General features: G+C 67.8%; 14 protein-coding genes, 1 tRNA gene and 1 pseudogene. 6 read left to right on the top strand and 10 right to left on the bottom strand.

Annotation, left to right across the window (positions count from 1 at the left end; translation table 11 throughout):
• Nucleotides 1–7: 7 nt before the first annotated feature.
• Nucleotides 8–361, top strand: coding sequence for a metallopeptidase family protein (locus tag BI335_RS18760; protein ID WP_094404639.1), 354 nt, complete (start codon nt 8–10; stop codon nt 359–361).
• Nucleotides 362–415: 54 nt separating this feature from the next.
• Here BI335_RS18760 and BI335_RS18755 read toward each other — a convergent pair whose 3' ends face one another.
• The 4 genes and pseudogenes from BI335_RS18755 to BI335_RS18740 form a co-directional block, all read right to left on the bottom strand.
• Nucleotides 416–1015 (bottom strand): sensor domain-containing protein, encoded by a 600-nt coding sequence (locus BI335_RS18755; RefSeq protein WP_094404641.1) that lies wholly within the window; start codon nt 1013–1015, stop codon nt 416–418.
• Between the two features lie 41 nt (nt 1016–1056).
• On the bottom strand, nt 1057–1746 hold the full coding sequence (locus BI335_RS18750; protein WP_094404643.1) for a hypothetical protein: 690 nt from the start codon (nt 1744–1746) through the stop codon (nt 1057–1059).
• A 215-nt stretch (nt 1747–1961) separates the two neighbouring features.
• Nucleotides 1962–3095, bottom strand: a pseudogene (locus BI335_RS18745) (SPFH domain-containing protein); the annotation flags it as partial.
• A gap of 33 nt (nt 3096–3128) precedes the next feature.
• Nucleotides 3129–3593, bottom strand: a complete 465-nt coding sequence (locus BI335_RS18740) for an NfeD family protein (RefSeq protein ID WP_094403988.1) — start codon at nt 3591–3593, stop codon at nt 3129–3131.
• A gap of 192 nt (nt 3594–3785) precedes the next feature.
• Between BI335_RS18740 and BI335_RS18735 the strand changes: the two genes are divergently transcribed.
• The 4 genes from BI335_RS18735 to BI335_RS18720 all read left to right on the top strand — a co-directional run bounded on the left by BI335_RS18735 (nt 3786) and on the right by BI335_RS18720 (nt 6175).
• Complete coding sequence (locus BI335_RS18735) at nt 3786–4667, top strand: neutral zinc metallopeptidase (RefSeq protein ID WP_094404647.1); 882 nt, start codon at nt 3786–3788, stop codon at nt 4665–4667.
• Between the two features lie 298 nt (nt 4668–4965).
• Nucleotides 4966–5039: transfer RNA gene (locus tag BI335_RS18730), tRNA-Lys, on the top strand.
• 43 nt (nt 5040–5082) lie between these two features.
• A complete protein-coding gene (locus BI335_RS18725; protein WP_094359382.1) occupies nt 5083–5766 on the top strand; it encodes an ion channel in 684 nt (227 codons plus the stop codon).
• Between the two features lie 79 nt (nt 5767–5845).
• A complete protein-coding gene (locus tag BI335_RS18720) occupies nt 5846–6175 on the top strand; it encodes a hypothetical protein (RefSeq protein ID WP_094404650.1) in 330 nt (109 codons plus the stop codon).
• Between the two features lie 18 nt (nt 6176–6193).
• Here BI335_RS18720 and BI335_RS18715 read toward each other — a convergent pair whose 3' ends face one another.
• Both BI335_RS18715 and BI335_RS21640 read right to left on the bottom strand, forming a co-directional pair.
• Nucleotides 6194–6952: a transporter substrate-binding domain-containing protein gene (locus BI335_RS18715; RefSeq protein WP_208109289.1), complete on the bottom strand. Its 759-nt coding sequence runs from the start codon at nt 6950–6952 to the stop codon at nt 6194–6196.
• Between the two features lie 179 nt (nt 6953–7131).
• Entirely contained in the window at nt 7132–7437 is a 306-nt protein-coding gene (locus BI335_RS21640) for an HXXEE domain-containing protein (RefSeq protein ID WP_172421956.1), read from the bottom strand.
• A 273-nt stretch (nt 7438–7710) separates the two neighbouring features.
• Between BI335_RS21640 and BI335_RS18705 the strand changes: the two genes are divergently transcribed.
• Complete coding sequence (locus tag BI335_RS18705; RefSeq protein WP_094360035.1) at nt 7711–8367, top strand: TetR/AcrR family transcriptional regulator; 657 nt, start codon at nt 7711–7713, stop codon at nt 8365–8367.
• Here the strand turns inward: BI335_RS18705 and BI335_RS18700 are convergent.
• The 4 genes from BI335_RS18700 to fmdA all read right to left on the bottom strand — a co-directional run bounded on the left by BI335_RS18700 (nt 8321) and on the right by fmdA (nt 12098).
• Complete coding sequence (locus tag BI335_RS18700; RefSeq protein ID WP_094404656.1) at nt 8321–9901, bottom strand: alkaline phosphatase D family protein; 1581 nt, start codon at nt 9899–9901, stop codon at nt 8321–8323. The two genes, BI335_RS18705 and BI335_RS18700, sit on opposite strands and share 47 nt — an antisense overlap.
• 110 nt (nt 9902–10011) lie before the next feature.
• Nucleotides 10012–10257, bottom strand: a complete 246-nt coding sequence (locus BI335_RS18695) for a DUF2630 family protein (protein ID WP_094360037.1) — start codon at nt 10255–10257, stop codon at nt 10012–10014.
• Between the two features lie 32 nt (nt 10258–10289).
• Nucleotides 10290–10766: an SRPBCC family protein gene (locus tag BI335_RS18690; protein WP_094404658.1), complete on the bottom strand. Its 477-nt coding sequence runs from the start codon at nt 10764–10766 to the stop codon at nt 10290–10292.
• A gap of 72 nt (nt 10767–10838) precedes the next feature.
• Nucleotides 10839–12098, bottom strand: coding sequence for a formamidase (gene fmdA, locus BI335_RS18685; protein ID WP_094404660.1), 1260 nt, complete (start codon nt 12096–12098; stop codon nt 10839–10841).
• Between the last annotated feature and the right edge of the window lie 18 nt (nt 12099–12116).

Raw genomic sequence — 12116 nt, 5'->3', positions numbered from 1 at the left:
TCGGGCCATGGCGGTGGAGATGTCGTTCGGGGAGTTCGAGGATCTGGTGGCCGATGCCCTCGACCAGGTGCCCGACGAGCTGGTCGCGCTGATCGACAACTGCATCGTGATCATCGAGGAGGAACCCCCCGAGGGGGACCCCAAACTGCTCGGTCTCTATGACGGAATCCCTTTGACGGAAAGGAATTCCGACTACACGATGGTGCTGCCCGACCGGATCTTCATCTACATGAATCCGACCCTGGCGATGTGCTCGGACCGCGACGAGGTGGTCGATGAGGTGCACATCACCGTGGTGCACGAGATCGCCCACCACTTCGGCATCAACGACGAGCAGTTGCATCAGCTCGGCTACGCCTGAGCGGTGCCTTTCGGCGCCGCGGGCGGGCGGTCATTCGACAGCCGCAGAAAAGCCTCAAGTGCCGGATGAGGCTCCGAGTGACCGGTTGCGCGGCGAGCCGGTCATGAGCTGGATCCAGCGGACCTGCAGCCAGGTCGCGCCCCAAACGATCCATGGGGTGGCGAAGAGCAGGACGTATCCGGGAAGCGAGTGGACCGCGATGACACCGAGCCAACTCGGTCCGCCCCACGAATCCGGTCCGAACTCGGCGCCCCAGAAAACGATCGGGTAACTGATGCTGTAGGCCACCTGGATCCAGGGGTAGACGCACAGGAAGAAGACGACGAACGACACCGGCAGGTTGAACACCACGAACAGGATCTCCCGCCACGTGCGCCACGAACCCACCCGGGCGCCGAATCTCCGCAGCAGACGGCCCTCGACCCGAGGGTGCTCGTGCGGCTCACCGATATCGGCCCGCAGCAGGAAGCGTGCCCGTCCCCGCTCGAAGGCCGCGACCCGTCCGGCGACCGCGGCGGAGAGCAGGAAGACGAGTGTGCCCAGCAGCACGATCATCAGCGGGATGCTGGCGATCACACCGGTCATCAGGAGAGCGAAGCCTACGGCCGCGACCGGGAGCCCGAGGAGACCGTAGAGCGTCCGTCGCCAGGTCATCGCCCGAAACGGCGCGGTCAGGACCGATCGTGCAAGGGTCGTCACGCTACCGGCGCTCCAAGCACCCAGCTCTCTTTTCTGGCCGACACCCAGGTCGACACCGCGCCGAAGGCGGAGGCCGGGGCGTACCCGGCCTGCAGGTCGGAGTGATCCAGCGCGGTGGCGCCGCTCAGCTCGGCGAGTCGGTAGAGGGGATCGTGGTCGGCGCGCACCACGACCACCCGCAGCGATCGCTGCGCCTGATTGGCCTCCAGGGTCTCGAGCACCTCGGCCCGCATCCCGGGCGCCACGATCACCAGCGGTGTCCCGCCGGCGAGCACCCGCTCGAGGGTCGGCAGCAGTTCGCGCAGCGACTCCACCGGCTCGCTGCAGACCAGCACGGTCGCATCGTCGGCCACCGCCCAGCCGGTATCGGGATCGGTGACGAAGCGGGTGCTGGCCAGTCCGGCGGGCACCGGGGTGGCCGCGGCGACGCGGGCCCGCAGCGCCGTCCGGCGTACCGGGTCGAGCGCCAACGACTCGGCGTCCTCGGGCGTACGCAGGGCCTGGTCGTGGTCGAGATAGCGCGGCGGTGCGGCGTCGGCGGGCAGCCCGGGGACGTTCCGGTCGGGCGGCAGGCTGCGTGCCCGCTGGGCGCGCAACCGGCGTTCCCGATCCCAGAAGCCACCGAGCAGGATGACGGCCACCCCGAGCCCCATCACGACCGCCAGTGCGGCCTGCCAGCCCGCCATCAGTCAGTCACGGCGTACGCCACTCAGCGCCAGTTCTGGTCGTTCGGCGGCTGCTGCCCCTGCTGCTGGTAGCCCTGCTGCTGCGGGTAGGCCTGGCCCTGGTAGGGCTGCTGGGGCTGCCCCTGGTACTGCTGCGGCTGGCCCTGGTATTCCTGCGACGGCCCCTGGCCGGCACCGTACCCGGGCTGCTGCGGCCCCTGGCCCAGCGCCGGCTGCTGTGACTGGTCCGACTGCTGCTGGCCGTTGCCGTTGCCGTTGCCATTGCCCGAGCCGCGGCGCGGGCGGGCGGCGGCCGGATTCTCCAGCGCCTGGGCCTCCTCGATCGCCTCGTTCACGGTGCGCTTGGAGGCCTCCTCATCGGCCTCCTTCTGATCGGCGATCTCGGCGAACACGTCGACCTTCTCCGGTGCGGCGAACTTGCTCTTGTCCGACACCTGCGCGGGGATGCCCTCGTTCAGCTGGTTGACGGTGTTGCCCAGGCCCTTGAGCGCATCGTTCAGCTCGCTCGGCACGATCCACATCTTGTTGGAGTCGCCGCGGGCCAGGTTCGGCAGCATCTGCATGTACTGGTAGGAGAGCAGCGCCTGATCCGGTTCCCCGGCGTGGATGGCGCCGAAGACGGTGGTGATCGCCTGCGCCTCACCTTCGGCGCGCAGCATCGCGGACTGCCGATCGGCCTGGGCACGCAGCACCGCGGCCTCGCGCTCACCCTGGGCACGCAGGATCGCCGACTCCCGGTCACCGCCGGCGGCCAGGATCTGGGACTGTCGCTGACCCTCGGCGAGCAGGATCGCCGCCCGCTTGTCCCGCTCGGCGCGGGCGCCCTTCTCCATCGCATCGCGGATCGTCGCCGGCGGCTCGATCGAGCGCAGCTCGACGCGGTTCACCTTGATGCCCCACTTGCCGGTGGCCTCGTCCAGCACCACCCGCAGCTGCTGGTTGATCTCCTCGCGGCTGGTCAGCGTACGTTCCAGATCCAGGCCGCCGATGATGTTGCGCAGCGTGGTCATGGTGAGCTGCTCGATCGCCGACTCGTAGTTCTGCGCCTCATAGGCCGCGCGGACCGGATCGACGATCTGGAAGTAGATGACCGAGTCGATGCCGACCATCAGGTTGTCCTCGGTGATCACACCCTGCGGCGGGAAGGAGACCACGTTCTCGCGCATGTCCATCTTGTAGGAGATGCGGTCGATCACCGGTACCACGAAGTGCAGCCCCGGTTCGAGGGTCTTGTGGAACTTGCCCAATCGCTCCACCAGCCCGACCTGTTGTTGCCGGATCACCTTGATCGCGGTGGTCAGCAGTGCCACCACGAAGACGATGAGCAGTGGGATCCAGATGAACTCCATGGACGGGCCTTTCTCGTTATGGGGTAGGGGAGGTCAGGTGGTGAGTGGGCGGTTGCGGGGGTGGACCAGGGCGGTGACGCCGTCGACCTCGAAGACGTCGACCTCCTCGCCGGGGGAGATCACCACGTCCGGGGCGTACGCGCGGGCGCTCCAGGTCTCACCGTTGATCTTGACCTCACCAGACTGGCGGGTCACCTCGCGGGTCACCACGCCCTCGGCGCCGACGACCTGTTCGACCGAGCTGCGGTAGCCCTTGCTGTTGCGCATCCGGGAGAGCAGTGCGGGGCGGAGCAGGAACATCGTTGCGACCGCGACGATCAACGCGACGACGATCTGGATCACGAACGCCCCGGGCAGGACCAGGGCGGTGGCCACCCCGGCGAGCGCGCCGGAGGCCAGCATCAGCAGGATCAGATCACCGGTGAACAACTCCGCGGCGCCCAGCAGCAGTGCGATCCCGAGCCACGTCGCCCAGAGATGTTGGCTGAACCACTCCATTGCCAGCACCCCCTCTTTCACTCCAGTCTCTCAGATGACGCCAAGTCCTATCACGCTGGCGGACCGAGGAGCGCTGCGAACTTCTCCCACGCTGGCCGAGCGAGGAGCGCGGCGGGTTTCCCCACGCTGGCTGAGCGAGGAGCGCAGCGACGAGTCGAAGCCACTCGTGACAGACTTGGACGAGGGGGAGCGATGGGACGCACCGAGCAACTGGAGCTGGGCAGCGGTTCGCGCTGGTGGCAGTTCCTGCTGGCGTTCGTGCTCGTTGCCGGGCTGGTTGCTGCGGGTGTCCAGGCGTACGCCCGGCGGCTCGATCCGCCGACGCCTCCGGCGCAGATCCAGCAGCCGCAGACGCCGACCCCGACACCGACGCGGACCCGGAGCTGGGATCCGGACCGGTCCGCGACCCGGAACCTGCTCTACCGCTGGCAGTTCCCCGACGGCTTCACCTGCTGGCGGTTCGAGCGGCGCGACCGCGTCCCGCGGGGTGAGCGAGTGGCCTACCTGGAGTCGCTGGTGCGTTGCCTGGCGACCCTGCACGACGGCCCGATGGGGCGGATGCGGCGGCAGGTGGGAACCATCCCTCGGCTGGTGGTCGAGGGGCGGGATCCGATCATGGTCTGTCCGACCACCCAGCACGCCGACTGGGGGGCGGTCTACTGCGCGGTGAATCAGACGATCACCTATCGGCTGCCGCCGCCCGAGGAGTTCGACGAGGACCCGAGCGCCGATGAGTTCCTGATCGCGCACGAGTACGCCCACCACCTGCAGGCGATCTCGGGGATCTGGGTGAGCGCCTCGTCGCGGTATGCCGGCGAGGAGGCCTTCGGCCGCCGGATCGAGTTGCAGGCCACCTGCATGGCCGGTGCCCTGGTCGCCGGCTCCTGGAGCCCGATCCAGCGCCCGCGCGAGGTCCGGCAGCGCGACCTGGATTCGCTGGCTCGCTGGCCCGCGGACTGGGCGTCCACCCACGGCACGCCGGAAGCCCGGCGGACCTGGGCCCGCGCCGGCATGACCGGGCCGTGGTATTCCGGCTGCAACACCTGGCGCGTCCCCACCGAACAGGTCCGCTGACGCTCATCGAGTAGCCGCGCGGTGCCGCAGCCCGTGACGTTCATCGAGCAGCCGCGCGGTGCCGCAGCGAAGCAAGGCGGCGCGGGGCGTGTCGGGATGGACCGCAGCCAGCTACCCGGCCGGAAGACGGACGCCATCGCACCGATGGGCCGCCGAAATTGCGGCTCGATCTCGGAAACCGGCCCAGATCGACCGGTTCGCACATCGAGCCGCAAATTCCGCAGGGGCGCATCGGGCTGAACCACGTCGACCGAATCCGTGTTGCCCCGCGTACGCCCTCCTCGGCTACCCTGTGCACGCCCCTATAGCTCAGTTGGTTAGAGCAGCGGACTTTTAATCCGCGGGTCCTGGGTTCGAGTCCCAGTGGGGGCACCCAGTGGGGCAGTGCCCGGGGACGGGCTATCGTCTCGATGCCATGAAGCTGCTCGCCTTCTTCCGGGCCAACCCGTGTGGTGCCCTGCTGCTGCTGCAGATCGTGGCCCTGCTGGTCTACCCGTTCCTGGACGATCTCGGCACCGGGCGGCTGGTGGTGAACCTGATCGGCATCGTCGTGGTCGCCGTCGCGGTCGCCGCGGTACGTTCCACGCCGGCGTTGACCTGGGTCTCGGTGCTGCTCGGCGGTCCGGTCCTGGTGCTCACCATCCTGGAGATCGTCGTCCACGACCCCTGGCTGATCGTGGCCGCATCCACGCTGCAGGCGGCCTTCTACTTCTACACCGGGTACGCGCTGATCCGGTACATGTTCTTCGACACCGATGTGAGCCTCGATGAGGTGCTGGCCACCGGTGCCACCTTCACCGTCTTCGCCTGGGGATTCGCGTACGCCTATCAGGCGCTGCAGGTGATCTGGCCGATGTCCTTCTCCGCGGCGACCAACGCCGAGAACCCGCGCACCTGGATGGAACTGCTGTTCCTGTCCATCACCATCCTGACCAGTACCGGGTTGTCCGACATCATCCCGATCCGGCCGCAGGCCCGCGCCGTGGTCGCGATCGAGCAGATCGCCGGAATGCTCTATCTCGCCGTCATCGTCGCCCGGGTGATCGCGCTGATGGCCCGCCGCCAGCAGCTCCGCGCCTCGGGCTCCGACGACGACTGAGGTGGCCCGCCGTCCCCGGTTCGGTGAACCGGCCGCCCGATAGACTCCTGTCCCGCGTTATCAAGCAGGCAAGGAAGTCATGGGCATCTTCGCATCCAACGGACGACTCGAGCAGGACTTCTCCACCAGTGCCGATACCGTCCGGGCCACGATCGAGAAGGTGGTCTCGGAGCAGGGTCACCATCTGGGAGCGGTGAGCCCCGACCGTGAGCGCTACGAGGTGACCACCAAGCGCACCGCGTTCAACTGGGGCACCGCACTCGCCCTGACCCTCTCGGAGAACGGCGCCGGCACCAGCGTCGTGATCGACTACGACAACTCACCGGGTTCCCCGAAGGCCCTGATGGATGGACGCAAGAACACCAAGGCCGCGCAGCAGTTCCTCGATCAGCTCGTCGCGGCGAGCTGACCCTGAACGGCCGACGACTCAGCCGTACCAGGGTTTGGTGGCGGCCGCCAGGGTGCCGTCCTTCTCGGCGATCACCAGCCACTGATCGACGTACTGCTTGAAGGCCACGTCGCCCTGGGGCAGCAGATAGGCCTTCTGCGAGAAGTCGAACGGCTGATCGGGGTGCACCGCGCACAGACCCGGTTTGGTGTTCGCGACCCACTTGGTCTCCGAGGCGTCGGTGGTCATCACATCGGCCCGGCCCGCCAGGATCTCGTCGAAGATCTTGTTGTTGTCGGCGAATCTGATGATCTGGCCCTGCGGATAGTTGGCCGCGGCGAACTTCTCATTGGTCCCGCCGATCGGGGTGATCGAGCGGACGTTCGGCTGGTTGATCTCCGCCACCGTGTCGAACTTCTCCACGTTCTCACAGCGGGTGATCGGCGTCTTGCCCTCGGTCAGGGTCGCGCTGCTGTACGCCGCCTGCTCGGCCCGTTCCAGTGAGATCGAGATCCCACCCACCCCGATATCGCACTTGGCAAGGAAATCCGGCATCAGGGTGCTCCAACTGGTCTGCACGATCATCGGGGCGACCTTGAGCCGTTTCGCCAGGTCCTTGGCCATGTCGATATCGATCCCGCTGAACTGCCGGGTCCCCGGATCGAGGTAACTGAAGGGACGATAGTCACCGGTGGTGCAGATTCGCAGCGCACCGGCTTGCTTGATCGCTTGCAGCCTGCCGGCCGCGGCGGGCGCTCCCGGTCCGGCGGAAGGGCGGGGCCGTGGTCGGTGCGTCACCGCTCGGATTGGCCGTGCATGCGCTGAGCACGAGCGCCGCGCCGGCCAGGGTGATGAGTCGCCGGCTCCGGAGCGGGCGACGTCGGCCGCTGTGAATGCGTTGCATCATGCGCAGTGTCTACCCCACCACCGCCGCGTGCGCCACGATCCGGAGTGATCGTCCCAATCCGCGACAGGCGTCACAGGAACAGGAACCCGATCGCCAGGCCGGCGATCGCGGTACCGATCGCGATGGCCAGTGCGAGCTCTCGACCGGTCGCGCGCTGCTCCCGGCGTACCCAGCACAGGAAGAACACCGTCGCCGGGATCGAGACCACGGCCGCGGTCACCGCACCGGGGGAGTAATCACCGAGCACGATCCAGGTGCTCAGATGGAACAACGCATTCATACCGAACTGCCACTGGAACGCCGTGGCCAGCACGATCCACACCCGCCGACCGGTTCGGATCGCCTGCACCGACGCCAGCAGCACGAGCAGTATCAACGGAATGTGATAGGTCGCGAAGGTCCCGGTGGACTCCGGGCCGAAGAACTTCGTCGCCCAGGCGGCGAACCCGGGAGTTCCTCCAGGGTGTGCGTCACATAGACCAGATAGGGCAGCAGGAACGGTGCGCCCCGGACCAGGCGACCGGGTGGTGCGGATGCGGCGGGTGCCGCCGGTGCGGTGTTCGATCCCATCGTCAGTCACCTCGTTCGTCGGAGATGACTAGAATACGAGGGATTCCTCGCATTTGAATACTCGCGTTCAGGGGTGACGATGACGACACCGAAGAAGGCCCTGGAACCCAGGAAAAACCCACGCCAGCAGCGATCCCGGCGAACTCGGGAACGGATCCTCGCCGCTGCGGCTCGCGTTTTCGCTGAGCACGGGTACGCCGCGGGCACCACCGATCGGATCGCGGAGCAGGCCCACCTGTCGATCGGATCGCTCTACCAGTACTTCGGCAACAAGGACGCGATCCTGCTGGCCCTCGCGCAGGAACACCTCGCGGAATCCGAACGTGTCATCGACCAGGCACTGGGTGCCGACGCGACACTGGAGGACTGGCTGACCGCGCTCGCCGAGGCCGTGCACACCCTGCACGCCCGCAATCCCCGCCTGCACAGGGTGATCTTCGACGAGGCACCCCGTCCGCCCGACCTGCTGGACCGCTTCCACCGCGTCGAGATGCAGGCGATCGAGCGGGTGGCCGACCGGTTGCGCACCGACCCGACGGTGACCGTCGACGATCCCGAGCTCGCGGCGCGGATCGTGACGGCCACCATCGAATCGCTCACCCACCGCTTCGTCGGCCACGGGCGCCCCGAACAGATGCGCCGACTGATCGACGAGGTGGTGGTGATGCTGACCAGCTATCTGGCGACCGTCAGCCGGCCACGTCGGCGATCCCCGGGCGGCCGTCACGGACGGTGAGCGTCGCACGGTCCCGGATCGGTGCACCGGGTCGGGTCACGTAGTCCACCACGCGGTAGTCGACCAGCAACTGCTCCTTCGACACCCGCACCCGCTGGTAACCGCGCTGGGCATTGGCGAACTTGATGTGCGGATTCTCCGCCAGCCACAAGCGGCCGCGGGCGTCGCTGTCGGAGCCATCGCCGCCGGAGCTGATCGAGGTGCCGAGGAACTCTGCACCGATCGTCGGCGAGGACTCCTCATAGAACTTGAGTTTCAGGTCGGAGGCGGCATTGCGGTGGGCATCACCGGTGACGATCACCAGGTTGTCCACACCCCGGTCCACGATGCCCTGATAGAGCGACTGGCGCGCTGCGGCGTACCCGTTCCAGTTGTCCTCGCTGAAGTCCTGCCCCGGCCCGGCGACGCTGTCGGCATCGAAGGTGATCAACTGGTTGCCGAGCACCTTCCACTGCGCCTGACTGGTGCCGAGCTTGTCCAGCAGCCACTCGTGCTGCCGGCTGCCCAGCATCGTCCGCGAGTCGTCCCAGCGGGCGGTGCAGTCACCGACACAACCCTGCAACTGCCGCGAGCGGAACTGCCGGGTGTCCAGCATGTCGAGATCCAGCAGCCGACCGAACCGCAGCTGCCGATAGACCTGCATGTCCGGGCCCTGCGGGGTCGAGCTGGGACGGTAGGGCAGGTTCTCATACATCGCCTTGTACGCCGCAGCGCGACGCTGCCGGAACACGGCCGGATCCTGATCGGGCTCGTTGTCGGGCTGGGAATAGTCACCGGCCCAGTTGTTCTCCACCTCGTGATCGTCGTTGACGTGCACCCAGGCCGCCGCCGCGTGGGCGGCCTGCAGATCCGGATCGGTCTTGTACTGCGAGTAGCGCGCGCGGTAGTCACCGAGGGTGAACATCTCCGCACCGGAGGAGTGTGAGCGGCCGGGCAGCGCGCTCCTGCCCTCGCCCTCGTAGAGGTAGTCGCCGAGATGCACGATCAGCGCCAGGTTGTCCTCGGCCATGTGCCGGTAGGCGGTGAAGTAACCGGCCGGCAGGTTCGAGCAGGAGGTGAAGCCGAAGGTGAAGGCCGAGTTGTCCGCCCCCTCGGCCGGCGCGGTACGGGTCCGGCCGATCGGGCTGAACTGCTGGCCCTGGACGCGGAAGCGATAGAAGTATTCCCGGTCCGGGCGGAGCCCGGTCACCTCGGCATGCACCGAGTGGGCCCAGTCGCGGGTGGCGAGCTCAGTGCCCTGGCGGACCACGCGGGCGAACCGCTCGTCCTCGGCGACCTGCCAGTGCACGGGGATCTTCCGGTCGGGCATCCCGCCCAGACCGTCGAGGGCCAGCGGCGCGGCGGCGAGCCGGGTCCACAGCACCACCGAGTCGGGGCGCGGATCACCGGAGGCGACGCCGAGGGTGAACAGTTCCTGCTTCAGTGGGTCGGCGTACGCCGAGGGCGCGTTTCCCACGGCCAGGACGGCGGCCGCGCCGGCGCCGAGGCCGAGGAATCCGCGGCGGGACAGTGAGGGCAGACGGTCGAGCGACATGCGGACCTCCAATGGGGCGTTGGGTGGTCCGACCATTCAGTCAGCCGCGGATGACTCCCGGGTTACTCAGACGTGACGAGCGGCTGAAACCTGCCGGAGGCCGCGAAGGGTCAGCTCTGGTAGCCCTCGACGGTCTTCGCCGAACGCACCTGGGCCTCGTCAGGGTTCTTGCCGAACTCGCGCAGCGCGTCGCGCTGGCGCAGCAGGTCCCAGCAGCGGTCCAGGTCGGCCTCGACGGTGGACAGTCGGGCGTTCTCCTCCTCGACGGAGATCTCACCCTTGGCCAGCCGCTCCCGCAGGGTCTTCTCCTCGGCGATGAGGTCGTCGATGTGTGCGTGGATGCTCGAATCGGTCACCCGGCCATTGTGGCACGGACCGCGCACCCGGGTCAGCGGGTGACGAGCCGCTCCAGGTTGGCCAGCGAGTTCTCCAGATGGCTGATCGGGAACGGCGGGAACGGGATCTGATCGCGCAGGAACTGCGGCACCTGCGACCAGTCATAGGTGAGCGTCACCTGCGTACCGCCCTCGACCGGCTCGAGATCGTAGCGCCAGATCCAGCCCCCGGGCGCCCATTGGCCGTCGGGGCCCTGGCCGATCGGCAGCCAACCGATCGTGCGCGGCCGGTCCAACGCGATCACCTGGTTGCGCATCACGTACGCCCCACCGGCGTTCACGTGATACATGTCCATCTCGAAGACGTCGCCGACGGCGTGCAGGGTGCCGGCCGAGCGTTGGGCCCCGACCCAGCCGGTGCCGTCGATGGCGCCGTGCTGGCCCGGGTCGGCGAGGACGGCGAAGATGTCCTCGGCGGAGGCGGTGATGGTACGCGTGGTGGCAAGCTGTTCAGTGGTCTCAGTAGTCATGGTGCGATCGTGGCGGAAAGCCGATCCGGTCGCTTCTCCGATCTTGCGCGATCGGATCGGGGCGCCGCGATCTCAATCCTGGAAGGAAGCGCGCGGTACGCCCTGCCCCGGGTCGATCTGGTGCGGGCCGTCGGCCGAGGGGCGGATGTCGAAGTCGAAGATCGCGGTCGGCAGATAGACCGTGGAGCAGGAGTTCGGGATGTCCACCACACCGGAGAGCCGGCCCTCGATGGGTGCCGCACCGAGGATCATGTATGCCTGCTCGGGGGTGTAGCCGAACTTCGTCAGATAGTCGATCGCATGCAGACAGGCCCGCTGGTAGGACAGGTGCGAATCGAGGTAGCGCTGCTCGCCGTCCAGGGTGACGCTGGTGCCCGAGAACGCCAGCCACTGGCTGTACTGCGGGTCGGTGTTGCCGGGCATGAAGATCGCGTTCTCCCCGACACCGTAGGTCTCCATGCCGCCGCGGATCAGGTCGACGTGCAGATCGATGAAGCCGCCCATCTCGATCGCCCCGCAGAAGGTGATCTCACCATCACCCTGGCTGAAGTGCAGGTCACCGACCGACAGATTCGCACCATCGACGTAGACGGGATAGAAGATCCGAGTTCCCTTGGTGAGGTTCTTGATGTCCTGGTTGCCGCCGTTCTCCCGCGGCGGCGCGGTCCGCGCCGCCTCACCGGCGACGCGGGCGTACTCGCCCTTCGGGAGACTGCCCAGGATCGCGTCCTGCGGTTCCGGCGGCAATGCCAGCGGCGGCACCCGCTCCGGGTCGGTGGCGATCAGCGCGCGCTCCCGGCCGTTCCAACGGTCCAGCAGCTCCGCCGAGGGCGCGGTGCCCATCAGGCCCGGGTGCACGATGCCGGTGAAGGACACCCCGGGAACGTGCCGGGAGGTCGCGGTCTGACCCTGGAAATCCCAGATCACCTTGTAGGCATCGGGAAACTGGTCGGTGAGGAACCCGCCGCCGTTCTCCCGGGCGAAGATGCCGGTGTAACCCCAGCCCTGACCGGCGAGCGGTCCGCGGTCCTCCTGCGGGATCGGGCCGAGGTCGACGATGTCGACGATCAGCAGGTCACCGGGCTTCGCGCCCTCCACCGCGATCGGGCCGGAGAGCACGTGCACGCTGTTCAGCGGTGCGTTGAGGATGTCCTCGGCCGAGTCGTCGTTGTGGATCGCGCCGTCGAACCACTCCCGGCAGTCGACGCGGAAGGTGTCACCGGGCCTGACCCGAACCTGGGCAGGAATGTCGGGGTGCCAGCGGTTGTGGCCGATCAACTTCTGGTCGGTGAAGCTCTTGGTCGAGTCGAGCGGGAACACCACGTCGGGCATCGGGATCTCCTTTGATCG

It is taken from the genome of Enemella evansiae (genome assembly GCF_002250705.1).
Lineage (GTDB): Bacteria > Actinomycetota > Actinomycetes > Propionibacteriales > Propionibacteriaceae > Enemella > Enemella evansiae.
This window is presented reverse-complemented; position numbering and strand designations above follow the sequence as displayed.

What these genes read in the sequence shown, in the direction of transcription:
- BI335_RS18760 (WP_094404639.1), top strand. Translation starts at nt 8, where the DNA reads ATGGCGGTGGAGATGTCGTTCGGGGAGTTCGAGGATCTGGTGGCCGAT.
- BI335_RS18755 (WP_094404641.1), bottom strand. Translation starts at nt 1,015, where the DNA reads ATGACCTGGCGACGGACGCTCTACGGTCTCCTCGGGCTCCCGGTCGCG.
- BI335_RS18750 (WP_094404643.1), bottom strand. Translation starts at nt 1,746, where the DNA reads ATGGCGGGCTGGCAGGCCGCACTGGCGGTCGTGATGGGGCTCGGGGTG.
- BI335_RS18740 (WP_094403988.1), bottom strand. Translation starts at nt 3,593, where the DNA reads ATGGAGTGGTTCAGCCAACATCTCTGGGCGACGTGGCTCGGGATCGCA.
- BI335_RS18735 (WP_094404647.1), top strand. Translation starts at nt 3,786, where the DNA reads ATGGGACGCACCGAGCAACTGGAGCTGGGCAGCGGTTCGCGCTGGTGG.
- BI335_RS18725 (WP_094359382.1), top strand. Translation starts at nt 5,083, where the DNA reads ATGAAGCTGCTCGCCTTCTTCCGGGCCAACCCGTGTGGTGCCCTGCTG.
- BI335_RS18720 (WP_094404650.1), top strand. Translation starts at nt 5,846, where the DNA reads ATGGGCATCTTCGCATCCAACGGACGACTCGAGCAGGACTTCTCCACC.
- BI335_RS18705 (WP_094360035.1), top strand. Translation starts at nt 7,711, where the DNA reads ATGACGACACCGAAGAAGGCCCTGGAACCCAGGAAAAACCCACGCCAG.
- BI335_RS18700 (WP_094404656.1), bottom strand. Translation starts at nt 9,901, where the DNA reads ATGTCGCTCGACCGTCTGCCCTCACTGTCCCGCCGCGGATTCCTCGGC.
- BI335_RS18690 (WP_094404658.1), bottom strand. Translation starts at nt 10,766, where the DNA reads ATGACTACTGAGACCACTGAACAGCTTGCCACCACGCGTACCATCACC.
- fmdA (WP_094404660.1), bottom strand. Translation starts at nt 12,098, where the DNA reads ATGCCCGACGTGGTGTTCCCGCTCGACTCGACCAAGAGCTTCACCGAC.